Here is a 25,322-nt window from a genome sequence, read left to right as displayed (position 1 = left end):
TTACGGATTGCCACTGGATCATGTTGAGAACGACCAACATTAGTAATGTCGTTTCAATGCTTAATTTACTAGTGATTAGTAAAAACTGATCAGGCCCTACTTTCCCAAGAGATAAAATGAAAAGATGGTGTATTTTCTATTGAAGATCGAGTAATTACCGAAGATGAAGATATTTCGAGGGCTCTGCGTTCAGGAGCGAAACATAAAGATCCTCTTTTACAGTATCTTTAATTGAATACTTGAACAAGAAAATATCAATTATCTATAAAACAAGAGTTTAGCTTTTGGAATTTTGTTAATTAGCAAGGCTGTTGAAGCAAAATACTTTGCTTGGCTGGGAGATGGTCTCTTCAGATGATGGCTTTGTGTCAGTCAAAATGAGCCCTGAAATCAGGGAACCCAAGAAGAATACAATTGCTATGCTAATCACCAAATTTAATCACTCGTGGAGGCTTACTTATCCTATTATTGCGCTCTCTTTTATATTGCATGCATGTTAACGTCATACGACGCAAAGGTATAAGGAAGTTGATTTAACTCCCTTATACTTATTTTTAGTTTGAAGCTGTATGTTTACAAGGTGTTTCTAGTAACCAACGAGGACCATCTGGCAAGCGCACTAGCCAACAACGCTCGCCTTGTAAAAAGAGTTCGAATTTGATTGGCCGGCCCATATCCCGGCCAATCAAACCCATCTGTCTGGGTGTCTTGTCAAAGACTAGCTGGCTACTCTCCAAAAACACATTGGGACTGAGAGTGATTTCCATCCCTCCCAGTGCCTTAGAAACAACGCGTTGTACTTCGCTGTGACTCTCAGGTCCTGCCTCAGCGAGTAGCGCAGGCTGCTGCAACTCTTTCGAGGACTGTTGAGCCCCACAGCCACTGCCAATAAAGGCTACGAAAAGTAAACTGGCCTGGCGGAGTATTTTCATACTATTGCCTCATGAGCCGGCTGCTGCGATAAATGGGTTTCGGTACACGCACACCTGACTCTAATTGAGGGGCACTTACACCAAAGTCGGAAAAGGCCTTAATCCCAAAACTTGCACACTCTCCCGTTTCGATATAATTGAGGGCTGCCTCAAAACGAGCCTCATCAGTTTCACCCAAGAAGTGTTCAAAGTCATCCCCTACCTCACAGCCCGGTAAATTTGCACCGCCCTGCGGCATACCACCTGGGAAGAATCCATCAGTGTATTCGCCAAAGCCTTTAGCATTTGAACCGGCAAACTGAATGGAAAAATAGGTGGTACCACAATTATCCAGAGGGTAATATCCATAGGGTTTACCACAAGTAGTGCCACCTATTTGAATCACATCGATATCAATCCCACGCAAACCGTTGATAATAGATTCACTGGCTGAGCAGGTATTCCCACCAGTTAATACAAAAAGGCGCGACAGGTTCAGTGTTGGTAAGGTCTGCCCCTTGAGAGATTTATCCGTAATACCCAATGCAGTACTATGAAAAGGCATCGGATCAAGCGGTTTTCCCTCAAATGGGTTAATTTCTGGGTGCTTATCATTGAAACGAGTATATTCAAATGGTCGCCCAATACTCGCATCACCGGCTATCATATAAGCCATCTCTGCGGCCAAATCTAAATATCCACCCCGGTTGTAACGGAGATCCAAAACAAGCTCATCAATATTTTGCGCTTCAAGCTCTTCGATCGCTGTTTTTAACTGGCCTTCCGCCCTGCCGAGATGGTCATTAAACAGGATATAGCCTACTTTATGGCCGGAGTCTGTGGTTTCAACTTTTACGTATTGTACCGGATCTGAGTTAATCAATTTAGAAACCAAAGTGACTTCCACAGTTTCTGTGGCTCCTAATGGCAGCATTTCGAAGACATGTGCCTCATCTTCCTCTGCGGGCCACATACCTCTATTTAAGGTATCGACGTCTTCGCCATAGGCGAGATCAACGCCATCCACTTTGATGATTTTTGCGCCTCGGGTAAGCCAATCTGGTAAGTTATTATTCTCACCCTCTCTCTCATAATCGAGATAGGCCACCACGGCTTTACGTGGTAATTCACCTGGCTCAGAGAGTAAGCCCCACTGAACTCCATATCCAATTTGCTTTTCTGTCTGCAATATTTCAGTAGACTCAGCAAAATGGTAACTATCTTTGGCTTTACCTGAAGACGTAATAGCCTTTGTTTTCAGCAAGTCAAAGTAAGCCAGAGAATCTGAAAAGTCAGCGGGGTTCCTATCTTCAATTTCATCATACCAAAGATAGAACTCATTACTCATGGAGCGCAGCCAATTGTTTTCGTCTTCACGCGTTCCTAACTGGTCAATATACTCATAGCCTGTATCTGGATTGATTCCAGTTCTCGGCGAGATACACCTACCTCTAAATGTGGAAGACGGCAAAAAATTACCCTTAACCCAGGTACCACTATTTTCTTCCTCTTTTTTAGAAGCACTATCACTACCACTGCCTCCGCTACCGCCACCACAGGCAACGAGGCTGAGCACTCCGAAAGCAATCAATCCCCGTAAGACAAGTGTACGAAAATGGGTCCCCATCCCCCGCTCCTTAAATATTTTTGTTTAATACTATTAAGCGGGGGAGGTTATCACTGTTTATTAAAACCGGCGATAGTCAAAGCAATTTAAAAATACTTTCACTCAGAAAGACTAATGGAGCTGAAACATCCAATACCAATCTGGTATCAGCGTCTCAGACCCATTGGGTAATGGCCACCTAATGATTAAACATCAGGCGCAATTTTATTAGTCGCAAACCCTCCCAATCACACCCTGCAGGCTGTCTTTGGCATCGCCAAACAACATACGAGTATTCTCTTTATAGAACAGGGGATTTGCCACACCCGCATAACCAGAGGCCATAGAACGTTTTAGCACTACCACTTTGCGCGCTTTCCAAACTTCCACTACAGGCATTCCAGCAATTGGAGAGCCGGGTTTTTCTACGGCATCGGGGTTAACAGTGTCGTTGGCTCCGATCACCAGTACCAAGTCGGTGCTGGGGAAGTCGGGATTAATTTCATCCATCTCTAACACTATGTCATAAGGCACATTGGCTTCGGCCAGTAAGACATTCATATGGCCCGGCAATCGCCCTGCAACAGGATGGATACCAAAACGCACTGTTTTACCCATACCGCGCAGGCGATCGGTCAAGTCGCTGACGGCTTGTTGCGCATGGGCAACAGCCATTCCGAACCCAGGCACGATAATGATGCTATCGGCGGTCTTGAGGTCATCGACTAGTTCCTGCTGGTCAATGGCAATCACCTCACCTTCGACTTCTTCATCGGAGACTTCCCCACCGTCAGAGCCAAAACCACCGAGAATCACACTGATAAAAGAGCGATTCATACCGCGGCACATAATATAGCTGAGGATCGCACCGGAAGAACCAACGAGTGCACCAACTACGATAAGCAGATCATTGCCTAGCATAAATCCAGTAGCCGCTGCGGCCCATCCTGAGTAACTGTTCAGCATGGAGATAACCACCGGCATATCAGCCCCACCGATAGCAGCCACTAAGTGGATACCTAATATTAAAGCAATAGCGGTCATCACTAGTAGATTGATAACCGTAGGCCCACTCACTTCCGCAGGCACAAAGAGCACACCTAATACGATACAGGCCAGGATAGCAATTAGGTTGAGCCAGTGCCGAGCCGGCAATGTCAAGGGCTTACCGGAAACTATGCCCTGTAGCTTACAAAAAGCAACGAGTGAGCCCGTTAAGGTGATAGCCCCAATAAACACCCCGAGATAAATTTCTGTGCTGTGCACAACATGTGCAGAACCATGGAGATTGACTCGAGGATCGAGAAAGCCCCCCCAACCAATTAAAACTGCCGCAAGGCCAACGAAGCTGTGCAGAAGGGCTACCATCTGCGGCATCTGCGTCATAGCCACGCGTTTTGCGAGTGACAGGCCTATTACAGCCCCCACCACCATGGCAATAATCACCATCCAGTAAGCGCCGGAAGCAATACCGGAAATAGTGGCTATTATGGCAACCGCCATACCAACCATTCCGTAGATATTTCCCCGGCGCGCAGTTTCATGACTGGACAAACCGCCCAGACTTAAAATAAACATTACCGCGGAAAAAAGATAAGCCATTGCAATCATACCGTTCATCACTTATCTCCCTTCTTAACGGCGAAACATCTTCAACATCCGGTAGGTAACAAAAAAACCACCGAATATATTGATACTAGCTACAAGTACACCAACAAAGGCCAGCAAGGTTACAAGCCCAGAACCAGTAGCTCCCAATTGTAACAATGCCCCCACCACAACAATCCCAGAAATCGCATTAGTAACACTCATCAATGGGGTATGCAGGGCATGGGTGACATTCCAAATTACCTGCCAACCGACAAAAATGGCCAACACAAAAACGGTAAAGTGTGAAACGAAGTCTGATGGAGCTACCCGGCCAAGCCAAAGAAGTAATATTCCAGCAATTGCCCAGAAAACAAAAATGGATAGGGGTGATTTACGTTTTTCAATTTTATCTTCTACGGAAACCTTGGCTTCCTCAGCGGCTTTTGTTGGCTTCTGGGGCTGCGCAGAGATCTTGGGAGCGGGAGGCGGCCAGGTGATCTCCCCTGACTTAACCACAGTTGCTCCACGAATAACCTCGTCCTCAAAATTAAGGTTTATTTCACCATCTTTTTCCGGAGTGAGTTCACTGAGTAAATGGGCGAGATTGGTGGAGTACAACCGGGAAGATTGTGCCGCTGCACGGCTGGGTAAATTGGTGTAGCCAATGATTGTCACATCACTATGTACAGTTTTCTGATGAGGGACAGTGTAATCACAGTTCCCCCCCATTTCTGCCGCCAGATCCACCACCACAGAGCCAGGCGCCATGCTGTCAACCATATCGGCAAGCCATAGTTTTGGTGCTGGTTTACCGGGTATCAATGCCGTCGTAATAACAATATCCACATCCTTGGCCTGTTCGCGAAACAACGCCATTTCCGCTTCAATAAATTCCTTCGACATCTCCTTGGCATATCCGCCAGAACCCGAGCCCTCCTCTTCCACCTCTACTGTGAGAAACTCGGCCCCCATGGATTCTACTTGTTCGCGCACCTCGGCTCGGGTATCAAATGCCCGAACGATGGCTCCCATACCTTTAGCGGTACCTATTGCCGAGAGTCCGGCAACACCAGCACCAATAACGAGAACTTTGGCTGGCGGGATTTTCCCCGCTGCCGTGATTTGTCCGGTAAAAAAACGACCAAAATTATGTGCGGCTTCGATGACGGCACGATAGCCGGCAATATTAGCCATGGAGCTGAGCGCATCCATTTTCTGGGCCCGGGAAATCCTGGGGATGGACTCTACGGCAAGTGCGTTAATATCATTATCGGCAAGCTTTTGTAGGAGCTCGGCATTTTGTGCTGGCTTTAAGAAGGCAATCAATGTTGCCCCCTTAGGGATTAAAGCCAACTCTTCATCCGTTGGCGGTTGCACTTTAAGAACAACTTCCGCCCCCTTTAGGCAAGCCACTATATCCCCACGGATCTCAGCACCAGCTTGTCGATATAACTCATCGGCAAAGCTAGCCTTTTCACCAGCCCCGGCTTGTACAACAACAGAAAAACCCAAGTCAATTAATCGCTTTACGCTCTCCGGAGTTGCCGCAACACGCGCCTCCCCCTCTACGGTCTCTCTAGGTATGGCTATTATCACCGCCGTGCCCCTCATATTTAATATTATGAATTTACAACTACATCCACCTCAAAAAGGACTAGTTTGCCCATTTTATAGTCAGGCCGAGTGTAAACTCAGCAAACTGGGATTGAAAGAGAAGCTATCTAATAGCCACAATTGGTGAAATTTATAAGGCTATTAATAAGTTACAGCTGCAACATTAATTCAAGCACATCATAAGGTCACAGCGACAAAAAAAGAATAAACTGTGAAAAGGAACTTTCTATCACCCGTGAGAAGCAACAAAGGAATCGGGCCAACTTAAATAATACAAATACTCTTTGTTTTCACACTGGCCAAACAATTGGGTTTGTTAATTCCCTAAAAGTTCTTTCTCATTAGGCTAATCATCACAAAAAAAAGCTGGCAATAGGATTTTTCACCCATCAGAAATTGATAATGATGTAAATTCTTTTCATATACCTACCTGGAAATGCTTTCAAAAAACTTCTTTAGCATCTTCATTTCAAAGTGACCTGGCCAGATTTCCTCTCAAAAACTCCTCTTGTACTAAAAGATCAATAGTTCCAAAATGGCGTAATAGGAAACAGCGGATATCTCAAACTGTACTTCATGGAATTAGAAGAATTTATTTTATTTGTCCCTCTCTCACGATTTTGGCACAAGTTTTGATTGTACTTTGGTAAGCCGTCTATCTAGCCACAAACGAGTACCACTTCAAGTCGTGACGAATATTAGCCCTGCCATCATGTTGGTTGATGATAATCAAGAACGCGCTCACCTTGTCTGTGAGTGTTTAAAATCTGCCGGATACACTATTGTTGCGCAAATCAGCAGTGCCGAAGGGCTTCTATTCCAAGTAGAGAAATATCGCCCCGATGTGGTGTTGATCGACATTGAATCCCCTGATAGAGACATCCTAGAGAGCCTTGCCATCGTTAATCGTGAGGCACCGACACCAGTAGCTATGTTCTCCAGCCACAACAGTGCGGACTTTATCAGTCGCGCAGTTGAGTCTGGGGTCAGCGCATATATGGCCGAGGGGATCACTACCGAAAGAGTTGCCCCGGCAATAGAAATTGCCATGGCTCAATTCAAGAGCTTTCAGCTGTTGCGACAATCACTTGAGAAAACCCAACAGCAACTCAGTGATAGAAAAACCATTGAAAGAGCCAAAGGATTACTAATGGCCAAGAAAAAACTCAACGAGGAGGATGCGCATAAGATTTTGCGTAATCTTGCCATGAGTAGTAATGCCACCATGCACGCGGTAGCCGAACAGCTTATTCAATATTTTCAGAGCGAGCACTGAATCCCTAATGTCTTCCTTACTGTACCCGGAAAAGAAATCTATCAAGCTGCTGTATCTCAGACTCACCGACAGCGCCCCCCTAATCATTGCCAAGGAGAAAGGTTACTTTAGTCAATTTGGCCTTGAGGTAGAGTTAAAGCGGGAGACTTCCTGGGCAACTCTGCGCGATAAATTGATCGGGCGTAGGGCCGATGCAGCAGCCATGCTGGCCCCTATGCCATTAACGCTCCCAGAAACTCTACCTGACTGCAAAGAGCGACTTATCAGTGGTTTGATTCTCAGTTGTAATGGCAACGCCATTACCCTATCTGAGGATCTCTATCAACGCCTGCAGCACTACACAACAGAAGAATCGAAAACTGATATTGGTGTAGCACTAAAACAGTACCTGCAGAAAAACACTGGCATCTCACCGATAAGACTGGCTACGGTTTACCCATTCTCCAGTCACACACTACAGTTGCGCCATTGGTTACAGGCCGCAGGTGTGAATCCGGATCGGGATATACAGCTTATTATATTACCCCCCGAACAAATGCTGGAAAGCCTTCTCAGCGGCATTATTGATGGTTACTGTGTTGGCGAACCATGGAATAGCCTTGCAGCCCAAAAGGGTACTGGAGTGGTTGTTACGGCCTGCAATACACTATTGCCGGCAATGCCGGAAAAAGTATTAGCTGTGACCCAAAGCTGGCATAAGGCCAACCCGGTCAGCCATCTAGCTTTGCGTGCAGCATTACTGAAAGCCTGCTCCTGGTTAATAGCAAGAGAAAATCGCTGCGAAGCAGCCGGATTATTATCACAGAAACACTATCTGAATTTACCAGAGTCACTGTTGCAGCGCTCCCTGAATGATCAGATTCTCTACCGCCGCAACACCAATATCATAGCCAACCCAGGCTGGCACCTGTTTGCCCATATCGATAATGACAACGGTCGTCCCTGTGAGACAAAAGCCCGGCAGTTAATAGAGATGTGCAGGGGGTTTAGTGAGATAGCAACGATAAACAGTCAAAACTTCAAGCCAGAGCTATACCATCAAACTGTGGATTTCCTCAATTCCAAGAAATAATGGCACATTAATTGAATGAGAATATATTGATGGTGCAATGGCTTGCCGCTAAGCGCATTCGCACAGTCAATCGCTCTTTCAACAAAAATATCGGGCAATGGAGTCCATTGACTGCGACCAAAGGGGCGCGGTGGTGGGCTTTTTTTATGCCTGTGAAGTATGCAAATAAAGGAAATGCGCATGTCTAGTGAATCCCTCAATCTTTTTTCATTTCGAGGAAGGATAAAGATTCTTCACCTAACCTGGGTGGCCTTCTTCATTACGTTTTTTGCCTGGTTTAACCATGCCCCATTATTGATGGCAATATCGAAAAGCCTGTCATTGACTCCTGATCAGGTAAAAACGCTACTGATCTTAAATGTAGCCCTAACTATTCCAGCACGAGTAGTAATCGGGATGCTCACCGATAAATACGGCCCCAGGCTTACCTACTCCCTGTTACTTGCTATCGGCAGTGTACCCTGCTTTATTTTTGCCCTAGCGGATAACTTTATGCAGGCGGCAATAGGTCGCTTTCTGCTCGGTTTTATTGGCGCTGGTTTTGTCGTTGGTATCCGCATGGTTTCCGAGTGGTTCCCCGCCCGTCAACTGGGCACTGCTGAGGGAATTTACGGCGGTTGGGGTAATTTTGGCTCTGCCGCTGCCGCTATGAGCTTACCGACCATCGCTCTATTTTTTGGTGGCGACAATGGCTGGCGCTATGCGATTGGAATCACCGGAGTTATTGCACTGGTATATAGTGTGATTTACTACTTCTCAGTTACCGATACCCCTAAGGGCTCCACTTATTTCAAACCCAAAAAAATTGGGGCTATGGAGGTCACTAGTTCAGGAGACTTTGTACTGTTACTGATTATGAAGGTACCAATGTATGCCGCACTGGCGTTGTTGACCTGGAAACTTTCAAGCGGTGTAAACTTGATTTCCAGTCTCGCTGCCACCTTGATTTATTGTGGGCTCGGCTTACTTTACCTACTGGATGCACGCAAGACATATAGCATCAACCGGGAGATTTTCACTAATCCACCGGCTCCCGTACATCGTTACAAATTTAAGCAGGTAGCGGTACTCAACCTTCTTTACTTTGCTACATTTGGTTCAGAACTCGCAGTAGTATCCATGTTGCCACTGTTTTTCTCTGAAACCTTTACCCTAGACCCTGTAAAAGCGGGATTACTTGCCTCAGCTTATGCCTTCATGAACTTGATGTCTCGCCCGGCAGGCGGCTTAATCAGTGATCGCTGGGGACGCAAACCCACCTTGCTGATACTAACTGCAGGCCTGGCACTGGGTTACTTCACCATGAGCCTGATTGATGCGGAATGGCCACTCTACCTGGCGGTAATCGCTGCCATGGCCTGCTCTTTCTTTGTGCAGGCCGGTGAAGGGGCTGTATTTGCTGTCGTCCCTCTAATCAAGCGCCGTCTTACCGGGCAGATCGCAGGTATGACTGGGGCCTACGGCAATGTCGGAGCAGTTTTTTATCTCACCGTGTTAAGCCTGGTTTCTTACCAAACATTTTTTATGGTTATCGGCATCACCGCACTTCTCGGCTTTACAGCACTGTTATTATTGGAGGAACCTGAGGGTCAAATGGCTGAGGTACACCCAGATGGCAGCGTGTCGATGATCGATGTCGCCTGATAAAGAACAGCACACAAAAACTCCGGTAGGGATACAAAACGCCCATGGAGCTTCTAAAAATTTGCAGAGTAAAGAGTTGCATGCTCTGCAAATTTTCAGTGCTACCTGTTCCGGTCATCGCCAACACAATGATGATGCTTGTGCCGTACGGCTACCCGAGAGGCTAGAGTTAAAGCGCTATGGCGCACTCGCCGCAGTAGCGGATGGCGTCGCCAGCGCCGAGGCCGGCGGCGAAGCTGCTCGTGCAGCCATCAACGGTTTTTTCTCGGACTATTACAGCACCCCGGAAACCTGGTCTACTCGCCATGCTGTTGCACGAGTACTCCACTCCCTCAACAGCTGGCTATACCGGCAAAGTGGAGGCAGTGTGGAAATCCAGCGGGGTTGGCTGACCACTTTCTCAGCCCTGATTTTTAAAGGTACCAGCGCCCACTTGGTGCATATCGGCGATACACGTATCTACCGCCTGCGCGCTGGCAAGCTTGAGTGCCTCACGCATGATCACAGCCACCAGCTGTCTCCTGGGCGCACTTTTCTCAGTAGGGCACTGGGGATGGATGTCCATATTGAAGTGGACTACCGCTGTGAAGCACTGCAAACCGGTGATATTTATTTACTGAGTAGCGATGGCATTCACGATTTTTTGCCAGAGACTTCTATCCAGAAAAGACTTTCTGAGTTTGACAAAACTACACCACAACAACTCATTGATGCGGCCCTAAAATCAGGCTCCAAAGATAACCTGAGTGCAGTCGTCGCCAGGGTTAATAATCTGGACTTTCCTCAATGCGACGAATTGGCAATGCACAGCCGAACGCTTCCCTTCGCTCCCGATCTGAGCCCGGGACAAAAGCTCGATGGCTTTCTTATTTTGCAAGAGCTATATGCCAGTAAACGTAGCCACCTATACCTGGCCCAAGATCATATGACCGGAGAGCTTCGCGCGTTGAAAACGCCATCGGTAAATTACTGTGATGATCCAAACTATATCGAGCGTTTTATCGCCGAAGAATGGACCGGCAGGCGAATAAATCATCCAGGGGTTATCAAGCTATACGCTCCAAGAGTCGAACGCGCTTGCCTGTATCATGTTCTCGAATATATTGAGGGGCAGACGTTGCGACAGTGGATGCAACTTAACCCTCAGCCAGAAGTATCCCAGGTAAGGGAATTACTTTCTCAGCTGGTAAGTGCCCTGCGCAGCCTGCAGCGATTAGAGATTGTGCACGGCGATCTGAAGCCGGAGAATATTATGATCCGCAACAATGGTCGCCTAGTGATCATTGACCTCGGAGGGGTCGATGGGCCAGGCCTTAGAGAGCAATTACATTTCACAGAAATTGATACTCCAGGCAGTAAGAATTATGCGGCTCCTGAATTCTTTTATGGCGATAGCGCCAGCCATCGTTCGGATATTTTTTCTCTCGGAGTAATTGCCTATGAATTACTCACAGGAAAATATCCCTACTCTGAGCGCCTCGGCAATCTGCACTATCACCTCAAAAGTTATCAACAGTTGCGTTATACAAATGCATATGTGCACCGCAAGAATATCCCCAACTGGATAGATAGTGCCTTGCAAAAAGCCTGTGCTCCCAATCCTAAACATAGATACGATAGCCTATCCGAATTTATCCAGGACCTGCAGCATCCCAATCCAACCTTCAAACCTGCCCAGAGCCATCCTCTACTGGAAAAAAATCCAATTTTATTCTGGCAGCTCATAGCGCTGATCCTACTACTTTCCCACCTTCTGTATGTTTTCTAAAGCCCCTCTTGGTTAATCCCTCATTTGCCTCTCAGTAACTTAAGATGACATTTCCCGCTTAATAATCCACAAAATTTAACTAAGCACCAATTCAGAGCAGAAAAAAGGTTTTCTGCACCAACATATCGCAAAAATTGTGGACAATAGGAGCGGATAGGCGCCATCCCTGGGATAAATACTGGCATGAAGATTGAATGTATTTAATGACCAACAAAATTATCCCCCAATTCGAGGCAACGGCGCCTGTACTCTTCGGCAGAAGAGGAGGCGCCCTTGTCATATCATCCGCCCCTCCTGCCAAGAGAATCGCTTCTAGATGGCAGGAATATCAATGACGGAAAAGACAAAAAAGCAAAAGCTGGTTGTGATTGGTAACGGCATGGTCGGGCACCACTTTCTTGAGCAGCTGGCAGAAAAAAATGAAAGCATCGGTTTTACCGTCACAGTCTTTTGTGCGGAAAACAGACCTGCTTATGATCGAGTACATCTATCCGAATACTTCGCTGGGTGCAGTGCGGAAGATTTGGCTATGGGTCATATTGAGCAATATCGACAATGGGGTTTTGAGCTAGAGCTCAACAATCCGATAGCTTCCATTGATCGCGAAAAGCAAACTGTTACCACCCAGACTGGAAGCTTACATAGATATGATCAATTGGTCCTCGCTACTGGCTCCTATCCTTTTGTGCCCCCCATCCCAGGGCATCAACACGAGCGCTGCTTTGTCTACCGCACCATCGAAGATTTGAATGCGATTCGCGCAGCTGCGTCTAACGCGCAAAGTGGCGTCGTTGTCGGTGGTGGCCTGCTCGGTTTGGAAGCGGCAAACGCTTTGAAAACCCTGGGGCTTGACGCCCATGTGGTGGAATTTGCTCCAGGACTGATGTCCACTCAGCTTGATGAGGGCGGCTCCAATTTACTGCGAAAAAAAATCGAGGCCCTTGGCGTTACTGTACATACCAGCCGAGCTACCGAACTTATTACAGGCGCTGACGGCCGCTTGCGTATGCAATTTAAAGGGGGGGACGAACTGATTACCGATATGATCGTCTTCTCTGCAGGAATTCGCCCTCAAGATGAGCTGGCAAAATCCTCAGGGCTGCAAGTCGGTGAGCGAGGAGGTATTGTCATCGACAACCGCTGTCGTACATCAGACCCCAACATTTTTGCCATCGGTGAGTGCGCTCTCTATGAGGGGCAAATTTTTGGCCTGGTGGCTCCAGGCTACAGTATGGCTCGCACCACCGTCGCACAGCTCACCGGTATGGAGACGTTTTTTAATGGTGCCGATATGAGTACTAAATTAAAACTTCTCGGTGTGCAGGTTGGCTCTATTGGCGATGCTCACGGCCGCAGCGAAGGCGCTGCAGCAATTACTTTTGTCGATGAGCAGAGCGGCGTGTACAAGCGTATGATAACCGATGCTACAGGCCAGAAACTGCTCGGCGCTGTACTGGTTGGTGATACTGGGGATTACGATACTCTTCTGCAATATCATCTCAATGATATCGACCTGCCAGAGCACCCGGAACAACTGATTCTTCCCTCAACTGACGGAGCGGAATCACTCCTTGGTGCTTCCGCTCTCCCCACTAATGCTACCGTGTGCTCCTGTTATAACGTGAGTAAAGGGCAAATTCTGGATGTTGTACATGGCGGCTGTCATACCTTGGCTGAAGTGAAGGATACCACTAAGGCCTCCACGGGTTGTGGTGGTTGTGCCGCATTGCTGAAGGATATCGTCGATAGTGAATTAGCCGCTCTGGGAATGGAGGTCAACAATCATCTCTGTACACACTTCCCCTATAGTCGCCAAGAGTTGTTCCACATTATTCAGGTGGAGGAAATTAAAACCTTCGATGATCTCCTTCAAAAGCATGGTAGCGGCAAGGGCTGCGAAGTGTGTAAACCCACCGCCGCCTCTATTTTCGCCTCCCTATGGAATGAACATATCCTGGAGCAAGCCCACGTTGGCCTGCAGGATACCAATGATACGTTTATGGCGAATATGCAGAAAAATGGTAGCTACTCTGTAGTACCGCGTATTCCCGGTGGAGAAATCACACCAGAGAAACTCATCGTGATTGGCGATGTTGCCAAACGCTATAACCTCTACACCAAAATTACCGGTGGCCAGCGTATCGATTTGTTTGGCGCACGCCTGGAACAACTACCGGAAATTTGGCGGGAACTCATTGATGCGGGATTTGAAACCGGCCATGCCTATGGCAAATCTCTGCGCACGGTAAAGTCCTGTGTAGGTAGTACTTGGTGCCGCTTTGGTGTGCAGGACAGTGTTTCCATGGCCCTGCGTGTAGAAAACCGCTACAAGGGACTTCGCTCCCCACACAAAATAAAGATGGCTGTATCGGGCTGTACACGCGAATGCGCCGAGGCGCAGAGTAAGGATGTGGGCGTTATCGCCACAGAAAAAGGCTGGAACTTATTTGTTGCCGGCAATGGCGGCATGCGCCCGCGCCACGCCGATCTATTCGCTACCGACCTGGATGATGAAACCCTGATTCGCTATATCGATCGTTTTCTGATGTTCTATGTGCGTACTGCCGATAAATTGCAGCGCACCTCGGTATGGCTGGAAAGCCTTGATGGCGGACTCGACTATCTACGTGAAGTCATTATCGATGACAAACTGGGAATCTGTACCGAGCTGGAAATCCAGATGGAACGCGTTGTCGATAGTTATCAGTGTGAATGGAAGTCCGCAATCAACGATCCGGAAAAACTTAAACGATTTCGTCAGTTTGTTAACAGCAATGAGAGTGATGACAATATTATTTTCGTCAAAGAACGCGGCCAGCCCCGTCCCGCAACTATTGAAGAAATAATAGAAACTGCTGAATCTGCATAGAGACAACCCTATACATTTAATTTATGAAAATTTAATTTCAATTGCTGATTTTTCTCTTAATCCCGCAAGGAAATTGTTATGCACCAAGCCAGCGCCAGACAAAGCTCACATACATCCAATGCCATAACCCACCCCCATTGGCTGCCGATCTGCCAAAGATCAGATTTAGTCAGCAACTCCGGGGTGTGTGCCCTTTGGGGCGATACCTCCTCAGAAAAAACGGACTATCTAGCAAAACCTGAGAGGAAAGGTATCGCCCTATTTTTTTTACCGGGGCAAGAGCGACAACTTTACGCCGTTGACAACTGGGACCCGATCGCACAAGCTGGCATTATTTCACGGGGAATAATCGCAGAACTGGATGGTGAATTAACTATTGCCTCACCACTTTATAAACATCACTTTCGCCTTGAAGATGGCGTTTGTATGGAGGATGGTAATATCCAGCTTGCCACTTACCCTTTAGCATTTAATGGAAATACCGTTTATATCGGTTGTGATAAATAAGCAAGAACAATAATGGCAGTAAAGGAATACCTAAGCACCCAGCGTTCCTGCACTACCTGCCCCTATTGTGGGGTGGGCTGTGGAGTAACTATTAACAAGGAAAAGCGGCAAAGTACTTCTGTAATTTCCGTCACAGGTGATAAACAGCACCCCTCTAATTTTGGCCGTTTGTGTGTTAAGGGCTCAGCCCTTGGGGAGACACTCGGTGAGCATGGGAGACTCTTACGCCCACATTTGCATGGCGAAGCCTGTGACTGGGATACCGCTATGTCTTATGTGGCCGATGAATTCGCCCGCAATATTCACGAGCACGGCCCGAATTCAGTAGCTTTTTACCTTTCCGGGCAACTCCTTACTGAAGACTATTATGTTGCTAATAAATTAATGAAGGGGTTTATTGGCAGCGCCAATATTGATACCAATTCACGCCTTTGCATGTCCTCAGCCGTAGCAGGATACAAGCGCGCCCTGGGTGCAGATGCCGTGCCCTGTTGTTATGAGGATCTGGAAGAGGCAGACCTTATTGTTTTAATAGGCTCTAACGCCGCTTGGACCCACCCGATACTGTTCCAGCGTATGCAGGCAGGCAAGGCCAAAATAGTAGTGGTTGATCCGCGGGCTAGCGCTACCAGCGAGATGGCCGATCTGCACTTGGCGATAAATCCCGGCAGCGACGCAGCACTGTTTAATGGTCTGCTTAATTTCCTCGCCCAGCACAACCGCCTCAATCACCACTATATTCAGCATCATACCCAAGGCTTTGAGCTGGCTCTGGAAGCGGCCCAGCACTGGTCCCTACAGCAAACTGCACTGAGTTGTGGTGTACCTGCAGAAAAGTTATTAGCTTTCTTCCGTTTGTTTGCCGAAACGGAAAAAACACTTAGTTTTTACTCCCAAGGGGTTAATCAATCCAGTAGCGGCACAGACAAAAACAACACAATCATTAACTGCCACCTGGCAACAGGTCGCATTGGCCAGATTGGAGCTGGCCCTTTCTCTATTACCGGCCAGCCCAACGCGATGGGGGGGCGAGAAGTAGGCGGCCTGGCCAATATGCTCGCCGCCCATATGGAGTTTAAAGAGAGTGATATTGATCGGGTGCGGCGCTTCTGGGATGCTCCCAATATGGCACTGGCCCCCGGTCTAAAGGCGGTGGATATGTTCCATGCAGTGGAGACCGGCCAGATCAAAGCAATCTGGATTATGGCCACTAATCCCGCGGTGAGTATGCCTGAAGCAGAGAGGGTGACTGAGGCACTACGTAAATGTCCGCTGGTGATTGTTTCCGATTGCATCGCCGATACCGATACCGCCCGCTGCGCCGATGTACTACTGCCGGCCACCGGCTGGGGAGAGAAAAATGGCACAGTTACCAATGCAGAGCGGCGTATTTCCCGGCAGCGCACTTTTATCGATCCCACTGGAGAGGCACGTCACGACTGGCAGGCTATCTGTGATTTGGCCAACCGCCTAGGGTTCCGCGAGCAGTTTAACTTTGCCCATCCCGCAGATATCTTTCGAGAACATGCACAATTGTCAGGTTTCGAAAATAACGGCAGTCGCGCCTTTGATATCTCACTCTTTAGTAATATCGAGCAAAATGAATACGATGCGCTTGAACCAGTACAGTGGCCGGTAAATCGGGAAAATCCCCAGGGTAGTGCACGATTATTTGGCAACGGAAAATTTTTCACTGAAACTGGTCGAGCCAATTTTATTGCTGTCAAGCCGCGTACACCCCAGCAACAAATAAGCCCTGGTTATCCCCTATGGCTAAACAGCGGCCGCATACGTGACCAATGGCACACCATGACCCGTACCGGCCGCGCACGGAAATTGCTGGATCACAGTGAGATTGCCGAAATTCAGATAAACCCCAGAGACGCGCGTAAATACGGTATAGACGAGGGCGTGTTGGTAGAGTTACACAGTGCCCAGGGTAGAATGTGCGGACGTGCGGTATTAAACAGTGGCCAAAAACCCGGTGAGCTATTCGCTCCTATTCACTGGAGTCAGACCTTGGCCCAAGAGTCTAAGGTCAGCGCCCTTGCCGGGGCAGAGGTAGACCCAATTTCCGGTCAGCCCGAATTCAAACAGGTACCGGTTCAGCTGAAAGCCCTCGCCTGTAAGAGCTTTATCACCCTTATTTGCCCGGAACCACTGGCACAAAACCTTTGGCGCTGGCTACAGACCCATATGGAAGAAAATCTACTGCACTGGTATCGAGTGCCCTGTCAAAATGGATATCGCTTTGAGTTGGCGCTCAGCGCCCCTTTGGATGGTCGCCAACTGGGTGCCCAATTACTACAAAAAAATCCAGATATACGCTGGCAGCAAATAGAGACCTTAAATAGCCAGCGTTGGCTCGCTTATAGCGAACAAATAGAGCTGCTTATTTTTTCCAGTAATGATTGGCAGACACTTCCTGATCGACGCAGCCTGGAACGCTACCTACAACTGGAATTACCTGAAAATCCTGCCCTGTTTCTCCAGGCAATTCCACCAGGTGAGCGCATAGTATGCACCTGTATGCAGGTTTCACGTCCACAGATTGAAAAAGCAATCAACCAGGGGGTCAATTCCATTGATGCGCTGGGTGACGCCTTGGGTTGCGGGACCCGCTGTGGTTCCTGCAAGCCAGAGATTTCCCAGCTGTTGCGCACGAGACTGCAGCATAATGCACAGAACCACGCAGTTGCGGCGGTGCTGGAAACAGAGATTGTCAGATCGGCAAAAAGTCTGCGTGAGAAATTTGATAAGGTTTATAGCGCTTAAGACCAATATTGTTCGATAAATTCATATCCAAATGCGCGGATTGCGTTTTTCTCAACCAGCACTCCGCGCAAAGGCACAGCACTAGTTGCAATACACGCCCCACCTGGCCCATAAAGCCTCACACCCCCTACACTTAGAGCCGTTAATACACTGGCGCAGATATTTGGATCAAAGGTTTCAACCACAGCCATTATTGGCTTTTAGCAGCGGTGGCGGTTATTTGTATTATTTTTTATTCGCCAGATTAGCGCCCGCCACAATTATAAGGAATTCCAGTGTTCAAAATTCAACATATTGACCATGTAGTGCTGAGGGTTAAATCCCTGGCTGCAATGCGCGATTTTTATGAAGGAGTCCTCGGCTGCACCATGGAGCGAGAGAATAAGGAATTGGGTCTCTATCAGTTGCGCGCAGGGCACTCATTGGTCGATCTGGTTCCAGTTGATCAAGGCATCGGTCGCGAGGGTGGTGCAGCCCCAGGCATAGAGGGGCGTAATTTACATCATTTCTGTTTGCGTATAGACCCTTTCGAAGCCGATAAAATCATTGCTTATTTGAAGGGGAAGAATATTGAACCCTCCGCGCCACAACAACGCTACGGTGCCGAAGGCATGGGCCCATCAATTTATATTTATGATCCCGAGCAAAATTTAGTGGAACTCAAAGGCCCCCCCAAATTGTTGAAATAACAGCATCCATCATTCGCCAGAGAGACATGCAACGATGAAAACCGAAGTGATCGAATATGCGGTAGATGGCAAGTCCTATAGCGGCTATCTCGCCTGGGACGACACAACTCAAAAAAAACGTCCCGGCGTTATGCTGGTTCACGAATGGTGGGGGCACAATGCCTTTGTACGCGAGCAGGCGGAAAGGCTCGCCGGACAGGGTTACTGTGCATTTGCGGTGGATATGTTTGGTAGTGGCAGGCAGACCGATGATCCCGCTGAAGCCCAGCAGTATCGCGATGAGGCACTTGAGAATCCTGTATCCCTCGAGGCATGTTTCCGCACCGCCCTCACCCTGCTTCAACAGCATAAAGTTGTCGAGGAAACTCAAGTCGCTGCTCAGGGCTATTGCTTTGGTGGTGGCGTAGCCTTGACCATGGCACGCCTCGGTGTGGAACTTCGTGGCGTGGTCAGCTACCACGGAGCCCTGGCCAGCGAGGTTCGTACCAAAAAAGGGGGAGTCCAAGCGGAATTATTGGTTTACACCGGTGGTGCCGATAGCATGATCCCACCGCAACAGGTCGGCGCTTTTGTGGCGGAGATGCAGGAGGCCGAGGCCAAATTTACCCTGGTGAGCTACCCCGGCGTATTGCACGGCTTCACCAATCCTGTTGCAACTGAGCGCGGGCAGAAATTTGGTCTGCCGCTGGCCTATAACCAGGAAGCCGCGCAGGACGCATGGCTGGGCACTCTGGATTTTTATCGGAAAATTTTCCAGTAGTTTCAATCAAATATCTCAGGGGTCGAATAGTTCACCCCGCAAAAATACCCCGTTACTTGCCAATATCCAGATAGCGCGCCCCAGCCCCCTGCTCTGCAGCTTGGTCCCCTGGATTGCGGAGCGGGCAGCTCACCATGGAAAGACAGCCGCAGCCGATACAGCCTTCCAAACGGTCGCGCAGCTGGGTAAGCTGGCGAATGCGTTGGTCCAGTTCCTCACGCCAGCCGGCGGAAAGCTTGGCCCAATCCTTCGCGGTGGGTGTACGCCCATCAGGAAGATTAGACAGGGCCTCGCGAATTTCGGCGAGGGGAATACCAGTGCTCTGTGCCACCTTGATAATGGCCACACGTCGCAATACGTCCCGCGAGTAACGCCGCTGATTGCCGCTGGTGCGCCAGCTGCTGATCAGCCCTTTACTTTCATAAAAATGCAGCGCACTCACCGCCACATCACTACGCTCTGCAACCTCACCTACGGTCATCTCACGACGGCATTTCTTGTTTCCACAAACCGACTCTTTCTTTTCACTGGTATCAGACATCAGATGTCTCCGACAACTATTGACCTCAATATTACTTAAGGTTTTACACTGCGCAGCATTCCATTGCAAGCCCAGGGAGAATCATGATGAACCGTAACAGCAAACAAACCTACCCAGTCACAGAAATACCGGCTACAACTGCCACTTCCCTTTTAGTGGCAGCACAAAGTCAAAGTATCAGCCTGGCGGTGCAAGAGGGGCTATGCCAACCAATCACCTCCATGAGCGTAGAGAATAGAGAAACCGATAGCGGAGGGCACCGGTGATACTTAACAGCGCAGCACCAACCCGCGAAGTGGCGGAATCAGCTATACCGGTACCGATGCGATTCACATTGCTGTGCCTGGCGGCGCTCACAATTATGTCTGGTGCCACCATAGCGCCATCCTTACCGGCGCTGGAGGCACATTTTGCCCAGCATGAAGATATTGCCCTGCTCAGTCGCCTGATTTTGAGCCTACCGGCATTAATGATCGCTCTATTTGCACCTATCGCCGGGTTTATATCCGACCGTTATGGTCGCAGGAAATTGCTGTTACTGGCGGTCACTGTTTACGCCCTGGCCGGCATCTCTGCACTGTTACAGGGAAGCTTGGTGGGACTTTTGGCCAGTCGCATCCTTCTGGGAATTGCAGTGGCGGGCACAATGACTTCAGTCACCGCCCTGGTAGGTGACTATTTCAGCCCCATTCAAAGGCAAACCTATATGAGTCAGCAGGGCGCCTTTATCAGCCTCGGCGGAGTTGTCTTCCTTTTGGCCGGTGGACTCTTGGCAGATATACATTGGCGCGCGCCCTTTGCCATTTACGCAGTGGCACTACTACTAATCCCTGCCGTGTTGCGTTTTCTGCCAGAACCTAAACGCAATAGTATTGAACCACTCCCCAACAATGTCACGAATGGAAATCCCGATTGGCCAGCATTCGCCTTGTTGCTGGGTGCAGCCTTACTAAACAGTCTTATCTTTTTCCTGATTCCCACACAGCTCCCATTCCTGCTAAAAGAGATTGGAGCAGACACCCCCAGCCTCGCGGGCATTGCCATTGCTGCCAGCAATTTAATGGGTGCCCTGGCTTCACTGGTTTTCTACCCTCTGGCACGTAACTACTTGGGAAAAAGTGGCGTTTTTGTGTTAGGTTTTACTGTTATGGCCTTTGGTATGGGGCTGATCGCCGAGGCAGATTCATTTAATGCAATAATAATGGCCACCGCGATTTACGGCTGCGGTATGGGGACATTGATCCCCCATATTTTCGCCACCGGGCTGGAATCTGCCACTCCCAACATTCGTGGGCGAATATCTGGAGCTCTCGCCGCCAGTGTTTTTATCGGACAATTTATCTCACCATTTATCAGCCAGCCCTGGATAGAACGTTTTGGCCTCGCCAGTGGTTTTTCCGCAGCCAGCACTACGCTGTTACTTTTAGCCTCCCTGGCACTGCTCCTGCATTGGTTAAAACCGAAGCCCTCCGCAAAAATGTTTTTGCAGTAGGATCTATACACACTAAAAATATTTTGGCCGAGCCGCCTGTAAGGCCACGCTTAGGAGAGAAAGTGAAACCGATAATTTCTGTTAGAGGTCTCGACAAGACATATAGTGGTGGGTTTAACGCCCTAAAAAGTATTGACTTGGATATTCAACGGGGTGAGATCTTCGCACTGCTCGGCCCCAATGGTGCCGGCAAAACGACTCTGATCAGTATAATCTGTGGCATCGTCAATCCTGGTCAGGGCAACGTTACAGTCAATGGCTACGATATCCAGCGTGATTACCGCCACGCACGGCGCGAAATTGGCTTGGTCCCCCAGGAAATTGCCACAGATTCCTTTGAGAGCGTGCTTGGCGCAATTCAATTTAGCCGCGGCTTGTTTGGCAAGCCGCCCAATCCCGCTTACCTGGAGAAAATCCTTCGACAGCTTTCCCTATGGGAAAAAAGAGACAACAAAATAGTCACCTTGTCCGGCGGTATGAAACGACGCCTGATGATCGCAAAGGCCTTATCTCATGAGCCCAGCGTGCTCTTCCTGGACGAACCCACCGCCGGGGTCGATGTGGAACTGCGCCAGGATATGTGGGGGATGGTGCGCGACCTGCGCGACTCAGGCGTAACCGTTATTCTCACCACGCACTATATTGAAGAGGCGGAGGAGATGGCCGACCGGGTCGGTGTTATTAATCGCGGTGAATTAGTATTGGTTGAAGATAAAAAAACTTTGATGCAAAAAATGGGGGAAAAAGAGCTCAGCCTACAATTACCCACGCCTCTGGAAACTATTCCTGACAGCCTCTCCGACCTGCCTCTGCGCCTCAACGGAGATGGTAGTGAACTCATCTATCGCTTCGATATCAAGAGTGAAAATACCGGTATTACGGAATTCCTTCGCCGCCTCACCTCTGCAAATATTGAATTTCGCGATTTATATACCAGGGAGAGTTCTCTCGAAGAAATATTTGTCAATCTGGTGCACTCTGCACAGCACCAAGGCGAGGAGCAACTCAGTGGGGAGGCACAATAATGAACTGGTATGGTATTGCGGCAATTTACAAATTTGAAATGTCACGGACTTGGCGCACATTGATACAAAGTGTCGCTTCTCCGGTACTCTCCACATCCCTGTACTTTATTGTTTTTGGTGCCGCTATCGGCTCGCGTATGGGAGACATCGAAGGTGTGAGCTACGGGGCCTTTATTATCCCAGGCTTGTTGATGTTGGCGCTTTTGGGAGAAAGTATTGCCAACGCCGCCTTCGGCATCTTTTTCCCGAAATTTTCAGGCACTATTTATGAAGTGCTATCGGCACCGGTATCCCCCTTTGAAATTGTCGCCGGCTATGTCGGCGCTGCGGCCAGCAAGTCAATTCTGCTCGGGCTACTAATCCTTCTCACCGCGCGATTTTTTGTGGACTATGAAATCCTTCATCCATTCTGGATGGTCACATTTCTGGTGCTAACCGCCGTTAGTTTTAGCTTGTTCGGCTTTATTATTGGCATCTGGGCCGATGATTTCCAAAAACTGCAAATTATTCCGCTAATGATTATTACCCCCTTAACCTTTCTCGGTGGGGCTTTTTATTCCATCAGTATGCTGCCGGAGTTCTGGCAAAAAGTGACTTTGTTTAATCCGGTGGTTTATCTGATCAGTGGTTTCCGCTGGGCATTCTACGGTGTGGCCGATGTAAACCTGGGCCTCAGCGTGGGAATGACATTACTCTTCCTTTTCCTATGCCTGGTAACAGTCTGGTGGATTTTCCGCACCGGTTACCGCATTAAAACCTGATCGGTGAGAGTTTAGGGATGGAGGAATTTCACGAAGGTGGCTGTGCCTGTAGTGTTGTACGATTTCGCGCCACTGGCCAGCCGCGCCGAGTGAGCCTCTGTTCCTGTAGCTGGTGTCGGAAACGCACCGGTAGCTTAATAGGCGTATCGGTGTATTTCGAAAAAAACAATGTAGAGTTCATTCGAGGCAAGCTGAAAAGTCACCGGTTAATGTCCGATGCAGGCCGTTGGATAGAGTGCCAATTTTGTGGGCAATGCGGCAGCGCCCTCAGCTGGACACTGGAATTTCTCCCAGAGTTTCGCGGCCTAGCTGGGGGCGCCTTCGACGACCCGGTATTTATCCGACCAGAGCGTTACGTCTACTACCAAAACAAGCCGGGCTGGCTGGAAATAAACGGCGATATCAACCGTTGCCCAGCGATGCCGGAAAACCCCAACCAGTAGCCTGTCAGCGGTAACCCCGCATAAAAAGCGCCACTGCCTTGCGCACCCGCTCGCGCCGTTCATCCTCGGCCTGTACCTCACAACAACCGATCAATACCCGCATGTGCCGGCAACCCAGCAGTATGCCCATAAAGTCCTCGGCGGCCTCGGCCGGGTCTGCCACCTGCAGCTTGCCCATCTCGGTAGCGCGGCGCAGCAACTGCTCAATATCTCGAAGGATGCGCTGGGGGCCCGCATCGAAAAACAACTGAGCAAGTTTTGATTCCTGCGCCGCCAGAGCACATAAAAGCCGTAACAGGCGGATACTATCCTCGCTATCCACCATGCTTAGAAAAGCCTGACCAATGCGCTCCAGTACCTCTGCCACCGAATCCCCCTCTTTCAGATCGAAAATGGGCAGGGGCATCATCATCTCGCAGCGGGAGGTAATCGCAGCACTGAACAGCGTCTCTTTATCCGAGAAATGGCTGTACACCGTCAGTTTCGATACGCCTGCAGCAGAGGCCACCGCATCCACACTGGTAGCGGCAAAGCCTTTGGTCAGAAACAGCTCTTTGGCTGCATCGAGAATGGCTTGGCGTTTGGCCAGATCCTTGGGACGCCCGCGCTGGGCGGCCGTCTGAGTCTGTTCAGACATAGCACTCCATATACTGGACTCGCCAGTTTAATAAATTTACTATACTCGCTAGTATAACATTACCGGCCGCCCGGCCATGACTCGTCCACTTCCGGACTTACCTTGTCGCCTCGCCGCCGAGGAAGGGAGCCCCTATGTACCGATCGCTACTCTTCGCTGCCCTGTCGTTCAGCCTGCTGTTGTCCGCCTGCGCGCCATCAGAGTCCACCGAACAATTAGAAAAACCCCGCCCAGCGGTGATGGTCCAGCCACAAGTGGCCAGTGCCCAACAGGATTTTTATCCCGGCGAGGTGCGAGCCCGCTTCGAACCCGCTTTGGCCTTTCGCATCAGTGGCAAATTACAGCGTCGCCTGGTTAATGTAGGCGACCGTGTTGAGCAGGGCCAACCGCTGGCCGAACTGGATACCGAAGACCTGCTCCTACAACTGGATTCCGCACGCGCACGCCTCACCTCCGCCGTGGCAGACCAGCGCCTGGCCAGCAGCGAGCTGGGGCGCCACCGCAAACTATTGGAGCGCCAGCTGGTCAGCCAATCACAGTTCGATGCGGTGGAGACCCGTTTCGAAGCCAGCGATGCGCGCCTGCAACAAGCCAAGGCGCAATTAGACGTAGCGCGTAATCAAGCCGCCTATGCGGAACTGAAAGCTCCAGAGAGCGGCGTTATTGCCCGCCGCATGGCCGAGGCTGGCCAGGTTGTCGCCGCTGGTCAGGGGATTTTCGAACTTGCCGCCGACGGCGAACGCGAAGTGCGCATCGATTTACCGGAGCAGGCAATTAGCCATTTCCGTGTCGGCCAACCTTTGACCGTAGAACTCTGGTCGCAGCCCGGTAAATCCTTCCCCGCCCAGGTGAGGGAACTCTCCCCCGCCGCAGATCCGGTATCCCGCACCTTTGAAGCACGCGTGGCTTTTACCAATAAGACCACCGGCATTGAAATAGGTCAGAGCGCCCGAGTATTCGTTCCCAAAGCAGTGGCCACCGATGTTTTACAAGTACCCATGTCGGCAGTGAGCGCCGATAACGGCAAAGCCTTTGTCTGGGTACTGAACCGCGAACAGCAAACCCTGCATAAAACCGAAGTCACCGTAGGTGCCTATGGCCAGGAATTTGTACCGATTTTCTCCGGCCTGCGCGCCGATGATTGGATCGTTGCCGCTGGTACGCACTTGTTATTGGAGGGACAACAGATTCGCCCCGTGGACCGTATGAATCGCCCGATCGATCCGGACCGCGCGCTTGCCCAGCAGGACTAACTAAGCACCACCCCAAAATAACAACTGGACTGAACGCTAAAACGCGCTCCAATGAAATTGCCGAAGCACTGTTAGTTCGATCAATCCGT

Annotated in this window: 21 protein-coding genes; 15 read left to right on the top strand and 6 right to left on the bottom strand. The window is 49.4% G+C overall.

The features are described from left to right. Positions 1 to 554: 554 nt before the first annotated feature. The 4 genes from ACJJH9_RS02960 to ACJJH9_RS02945 form a co-directional block, all read right to left on the bottom strand. Positions 555 to 932 (bottom strand): hypothetical protein, encoded by a 378-nt coding sequence (locus ACJJH9_RS02960; RefSeq protein WP_444924242.1) that lies wholly within the window; start codon positions 930 to 932, stop codon positions 555 to 557. A 1-nt stretch (position 933) separates the two neighbouring features. Beyond that, positions 934 to 2,538, bottom strand: a complete 1,605-nt coding sequence (locus ACJJH9_RS02955) for a S41 family peptidase (RefSeq protein ID WP_444924241.1) — start codon at positions 2,536 to 2,538, stop codon at positions 934 to 936. A 207-nt stretch (positions 2,539 to 2,745) separates the two neighbouring features. Further along, the gene (pntB, locus tag ACJJH9_RS02950; protein ID WP_444924240.1) at positions 2,746 to 4,137 is read right to left on the bottom strand and encodes a Re/Si-specific NAD(P)(+) transhydrogenase subunit beta; all 1,392 of its coding nucleotides are present in this window, start codon (positions 4,135 to 4,137) and stop codon (positions 2,746 to 2,748) included. A gap of 15 nt (positions 4,138 to 4,152) precedes the next feature. Continuing rightward, the gene (locus ACJJH9_RS02945; protein ID WP_444924239.1) at positions 4,153 to 5,703 is read right to left on the bottom strand and encodes a Re/Si-specific NAD(P)(+) transhydrogenase subunit alpha; all 1,551 of its coding nucleotides are present in this window, start codon (positions 5,701 to 5,703) and stop codon (positions 4,153 to 4,155) included. 706 nt (positions 5,704 to 6,409) lie between these two features. Between ACJJH9_RS02945 and ACJJH9_RS02940 the strand changes: the two genes are divergently transcribed. The 9 genes from ACJJH9_RS02940 to ACJJH9_RS02900 all read left to right on the top strand — a co-directional run bounded on the left by ACJJH9_RS02940 (position 6,410) and on the right by ACJJH9_RS02900 (position 19,081). Further along, a complete protein-coding gene (locus tag ACJJH9_RS02940; protein ID WP_444887113.1) occupies positions 6,410 to 6,997 on the top strand; it encodes an ANTAR domain-containing response regulator in 588 nt (195 codons plus the stop codon). Between the two features lie 7 nt (positions 6,998 to 7,004). Continuing rightward, positions 7,005 to 8,069 (top strand): CmpA/NrtA family ABC transporter substrate-binding protein, encoded by a 1,065-nt coding sequence (locus ACJJH9_RS02935; protein WP_444924238.1) that lies wholly within the window; start codon positions 7,005 to 7,007, stop codon positions 8,067 to 8,069. Between the two features lie 180 nt (positions 8,070 to 8,249). Then, positions 8,250 to 9,713, top strand: a complete 1,464-nt coding sequence (locus ACJJH9_RS02930; protein ID WP_444924237.1) for a NarK family nitrate/nitrite MFS transporter — start codon at positions 8,250 to 8,252, stop codon at positions 9,711 to 9,713. Continuing rightward, entirely contained in the window at positions 9,703 to 11,481 is a 1,779-nt protein-coding gene (locus ACJJH9_RS02925) for a bifunctional protein-serine/threonine kinase/phosphatase (RefSeq protein ID WP_444924236.1), read from the top strand. Before ACJJH9_RS02930 ends, ACJJH9_RS02925 begins: the two co-directional genes overlap by 11 nt. 331 nt (positions 11,482 to 11,812) lie before the next feature. After that, on the top strand, positions 11,813 to 14,350 hold the full coding sequence (nirB, locus tag ACJJH9_RS02920) for a nitrite reductase large subunit NirB (protein WP_444924235.1): 2,538 nt from the start codon (positions 11,813 to 11,815) through the stop codon (positions 14,348 to 14,350). Positions 14,351 to 14,428: 78 nt separating this feature from the next. Continuing rightward, positions 14,429 to 14,857 (top strand): nitrite reductase small subunit NirD, encoded by a 429-nt coding sequence (nirD, locus tag ACJJH9_RS02915; protein WP_252083207.1) that lies wholly within the window; start codon positions 14,429 to 14,431, stop codon positions 14,855 to 14,857. Between the two features lie 12 nt (positions 14,858 to 14,869). Next, on the top strand, positions 14,870 to 17,632 hold the full coding sequence (locus tag ACJJH9_RS02910; RefSeq protein ID WP_444924234.1) for a nitrate reductase: 2,763 nt from the start codon (positions 14,870 to 14,872) through the stop codon (positions 17,630 to 17,632). Positions 17,633 to 17,907: 275 nt separating this feature from the next. Beyond that, positions 17,908 to 18,321, top strand: a complete 414-nt coding sequence (locus tag ACJJH9_RS02905) for a VOC family protein (protein ID WP_444924233.1) — start codon at positions 17,908 to 17,910, stop codon at positions 18,319 to 18,321. Between the two features lie 34 nt (positions 18,322 to 18,355). Continuing rightward, complete coding sequence (locus ACJJH9_RS02900) at positions 18,356 to 19,081, top strand: dienelactone hydrolase family protein (RefSeq protein WP_444924232.1); 726 nt, start codon at positions 18,356 to 18,358, stop codon at positions 19,079 to 19,081. 52 nt (positions 19,082 to 19,133) lie between these two features. Here ACJJH9_RS02900 and soxR read toward each other — a convergent pair whose 3' ends face one another. After that, a complete protein-coding gene (gene soxR / locus ACJJH9_RS02895) occupies positions 19,134 to 19,622 on the bottom strand; it encodes a redox-sensitive transcriptional activator SoxR (protein ID WP_444887120.1) in 489 nt (162 codons plus the stop codon). Positions 19,623 to 19,708: 86 nt separating this feature from the next. On the opposite strand from soxR, the gene ACJJH9_RS02890 reads away from it, so the two are divergent. The 5 genes from ACJJH9_RS02890 (at position 19,709) to ACJJH9_RS02870 (ending at position 23,343) form a co-directional block, all read left to right on the top strand. Continuing rightward, complete coding sequence (locus ACJJH9_RS02890) at positions 19,709 to 19,888, top strand: hypothetical protein (RefSeq protein ID WP_444924231.1); 180 nt, start codon at positions 19,709 to 19,711, stop codon at positions 19,886 to 19,888. Beyond that, entirely contained in the window at positions 19,885 to 21,114 is a 1,230-nt protein-coding gene (locus ACJJH9_RS02885) for an MFS transporter (RefSeq protein ID WP_444924230.1), read from the top strand. Before ACJJH9_RS02890 ends, ACJJH9_RS02885 begins: the two co-directional genes overlap by 4 nt. 62 nt (positions 21,115 to 21,176) lie before the next feature. Then, positions 21,177 to 22,139, top strand: coding sequence for an ABC transporter ATP-binding protein (locus tag ACJJH9_RS02880; protein ID WP_444882667.1), 963 nt, complete (start codon positions 21,177 to 21,179; stop codon positions 22,137 to 22,139). Next, on the top strand, positions 22,139 to 22,900 hold the full coding sequence (locus tag ACJJH9_RS02875) for an ABC transporter permease (RefSeq protein ID WP_252083213.1): 762 nt from the start codon (positions 22,139 to 22,141) through the stop codon (positions 22,898 to 22,900). Before ACJJH9_RS02880 ends, ACJJH9_RS02875 begins: the two co-directional genes overlap by 1 nt. A gap of 17 nt (positions 22,901 to 22,917) precedes the next feature. Then, positions 22,918 to 23,343, top strand: a complete 426-nt coding sequence (locus ACJJH9_RS02870; protein WP_444924229.1) for a GFA family protein — start codon at positions 22,918 to 22,920, stop codon at positions 23,341 to 23,343. 4 nt (positions 23,344 to 23,347) lie between these two features. Here the strand turns inward: ACJJH9_RS02870 and ACJJH9_RS02865 are convergent, their stop codons facing one another. Then, entirely contained in the window at positions 23,348 to 23,980 is a 633-nt protein-coding gene (locus ACJJH9_RS02865) for a TetR/AcrR family transcriptional regulator (protein ID WP_252083215.1), read from the bottom strand. A gap of 134 nt (positions 23,981 to 24,114) precedes the next feature. Between ACJJH9_RS02865 and ACJJH9_RS02860 the strand changes: the two genes are divergently transcribed. After that, positions 24,115 to 25,233: an efflux RND transporter periplasmic adaptor subunit gene (locus tag ACJJH9_RS02860; RefSeq protein WP_444924228.1), complete on the top strand. Its 1,119-nt coding sequence runs from the start codon at positions 24,115 to 24,117 to the stop codon at positions 25,231 to 25,233. The last annotated feature ends 89 nt before the right edge of the window (positions 25,234 to 25,322 follow it).

It is taken from the genome of Microbulbifer mixtoriginis (SeqCode) (assembly GCF_052466715.1).
Note: the sequence above shows the minus strand (reverse complement) of the source record. Positions and strands in the feature narration are given on the sequence as shown.

Coding starts and splice junctions, on each gene's coding strand:
- ACJJH9_RS02960 (WP_444924242.1), bottom strand. CDS start 932: ATGAAAATACTCCGCCAGGCCAGTTTACTTTTCGTAGCCTTTATTGGC.
- ACJJH9_RS02955 (WP_444924241.1), bottom strand. CDS start 2,538: ATGGGGACCCATTTTCGTACACTTGTCTTACGGGGATTGATTGCTTTC.
- pntB (WP_444924240.1), bottom strand. CDS start 4,137: ATGAACGGTATGATTGCAATGGCTTATCTTTTTTCCGCGGTAATGTTT.
- ACJJH9_RS02935 (WP_444924238.1), top strand. CDS start 7,005: ATGTCTTCCTTACTGTACCCGGAAAAGAAATCTATCAAGCTGCTGTAT.
- ACJJH9_RS02930 (WP_444924237.1), top strand. CDS start 8,250: ATGTCTAGTGAATCCCTCAATCTTTTTTCATTTCGAGGAAGGATAAAG.
- ACJJH9_RS02925 (WP_444924236.1), top strand. CDS start 9,703: ATGTCGCCTGATAAAGAACAGCACACAAAAACTCCGGTAGGGATACAA.
- nirB (WP_444924235.1), top strand. CDS start 11,813: ATGACGGAAAAGACAAAAAAGCAAAAGCTGGTTGTGATTGGTAACGGC.
- nirD (WP_252083207.1), top strand. CDS start 14,429: ATGCACCAAGCCAGCGCCAGACAAAGCTCACATACATCCAATGCCATA.
- ACJJH9_RS02910 (WP_444924234.1), top strand. CDS start 14,870: ATGGCAGTAAAGGAATACCTAAGCACCCAGCGTTCCTGCACTACCTGC.
- ACJJH9_RS02900 (WP_444924232.1), top strand. CDS start 18,356: ATGAAAACCGAAGTGATCGAATATGCGGTAGATGGCAAGTCCTATAGC.
- soxR (WP_444887120.1), bottom strand. CDS start 19,622: ATGTCTGATACCAGTGAAAAGAAAGAGTCGGTTTGTGGAAACAAGAAA.
- ACJJH9_RS02890 (WP_444924231.1), top strand. CDS start 19,709: ATGAACCGTAACAGCAAACAAACCTACCCAGTCACAGAAATACCGGCT.
- ACJJH9_RS02875 (WP_252083213.1), top strand. CDS start 22,139: ATGAACTGGTATGGTATTGCGGCAATTTACAAATTTGAAATGTCACGG.
- ACJJH9_RS02870 (WP_444924229.1), top strand. CDS start 22,918: ATGGAGGAATTTCACGAAGGTGGCTGTGCCTGTAGTGTTGTACGATTT.
- ACJJH9_RS02865 (WP_252083215.1), bottom strand. CDS start 23,980: ATGTCTGAACAGACTCAGACGGCCGCCCAGCGCGGGCGTCCCAAGGAT.
- ACJJH9_RS02860 (WP_444924228.1), top strand. CDS start 24,115: ATGTACCGATCGCTACTCTTCGCTGCCCTGTCGTTCAGCCTGCTGTTG.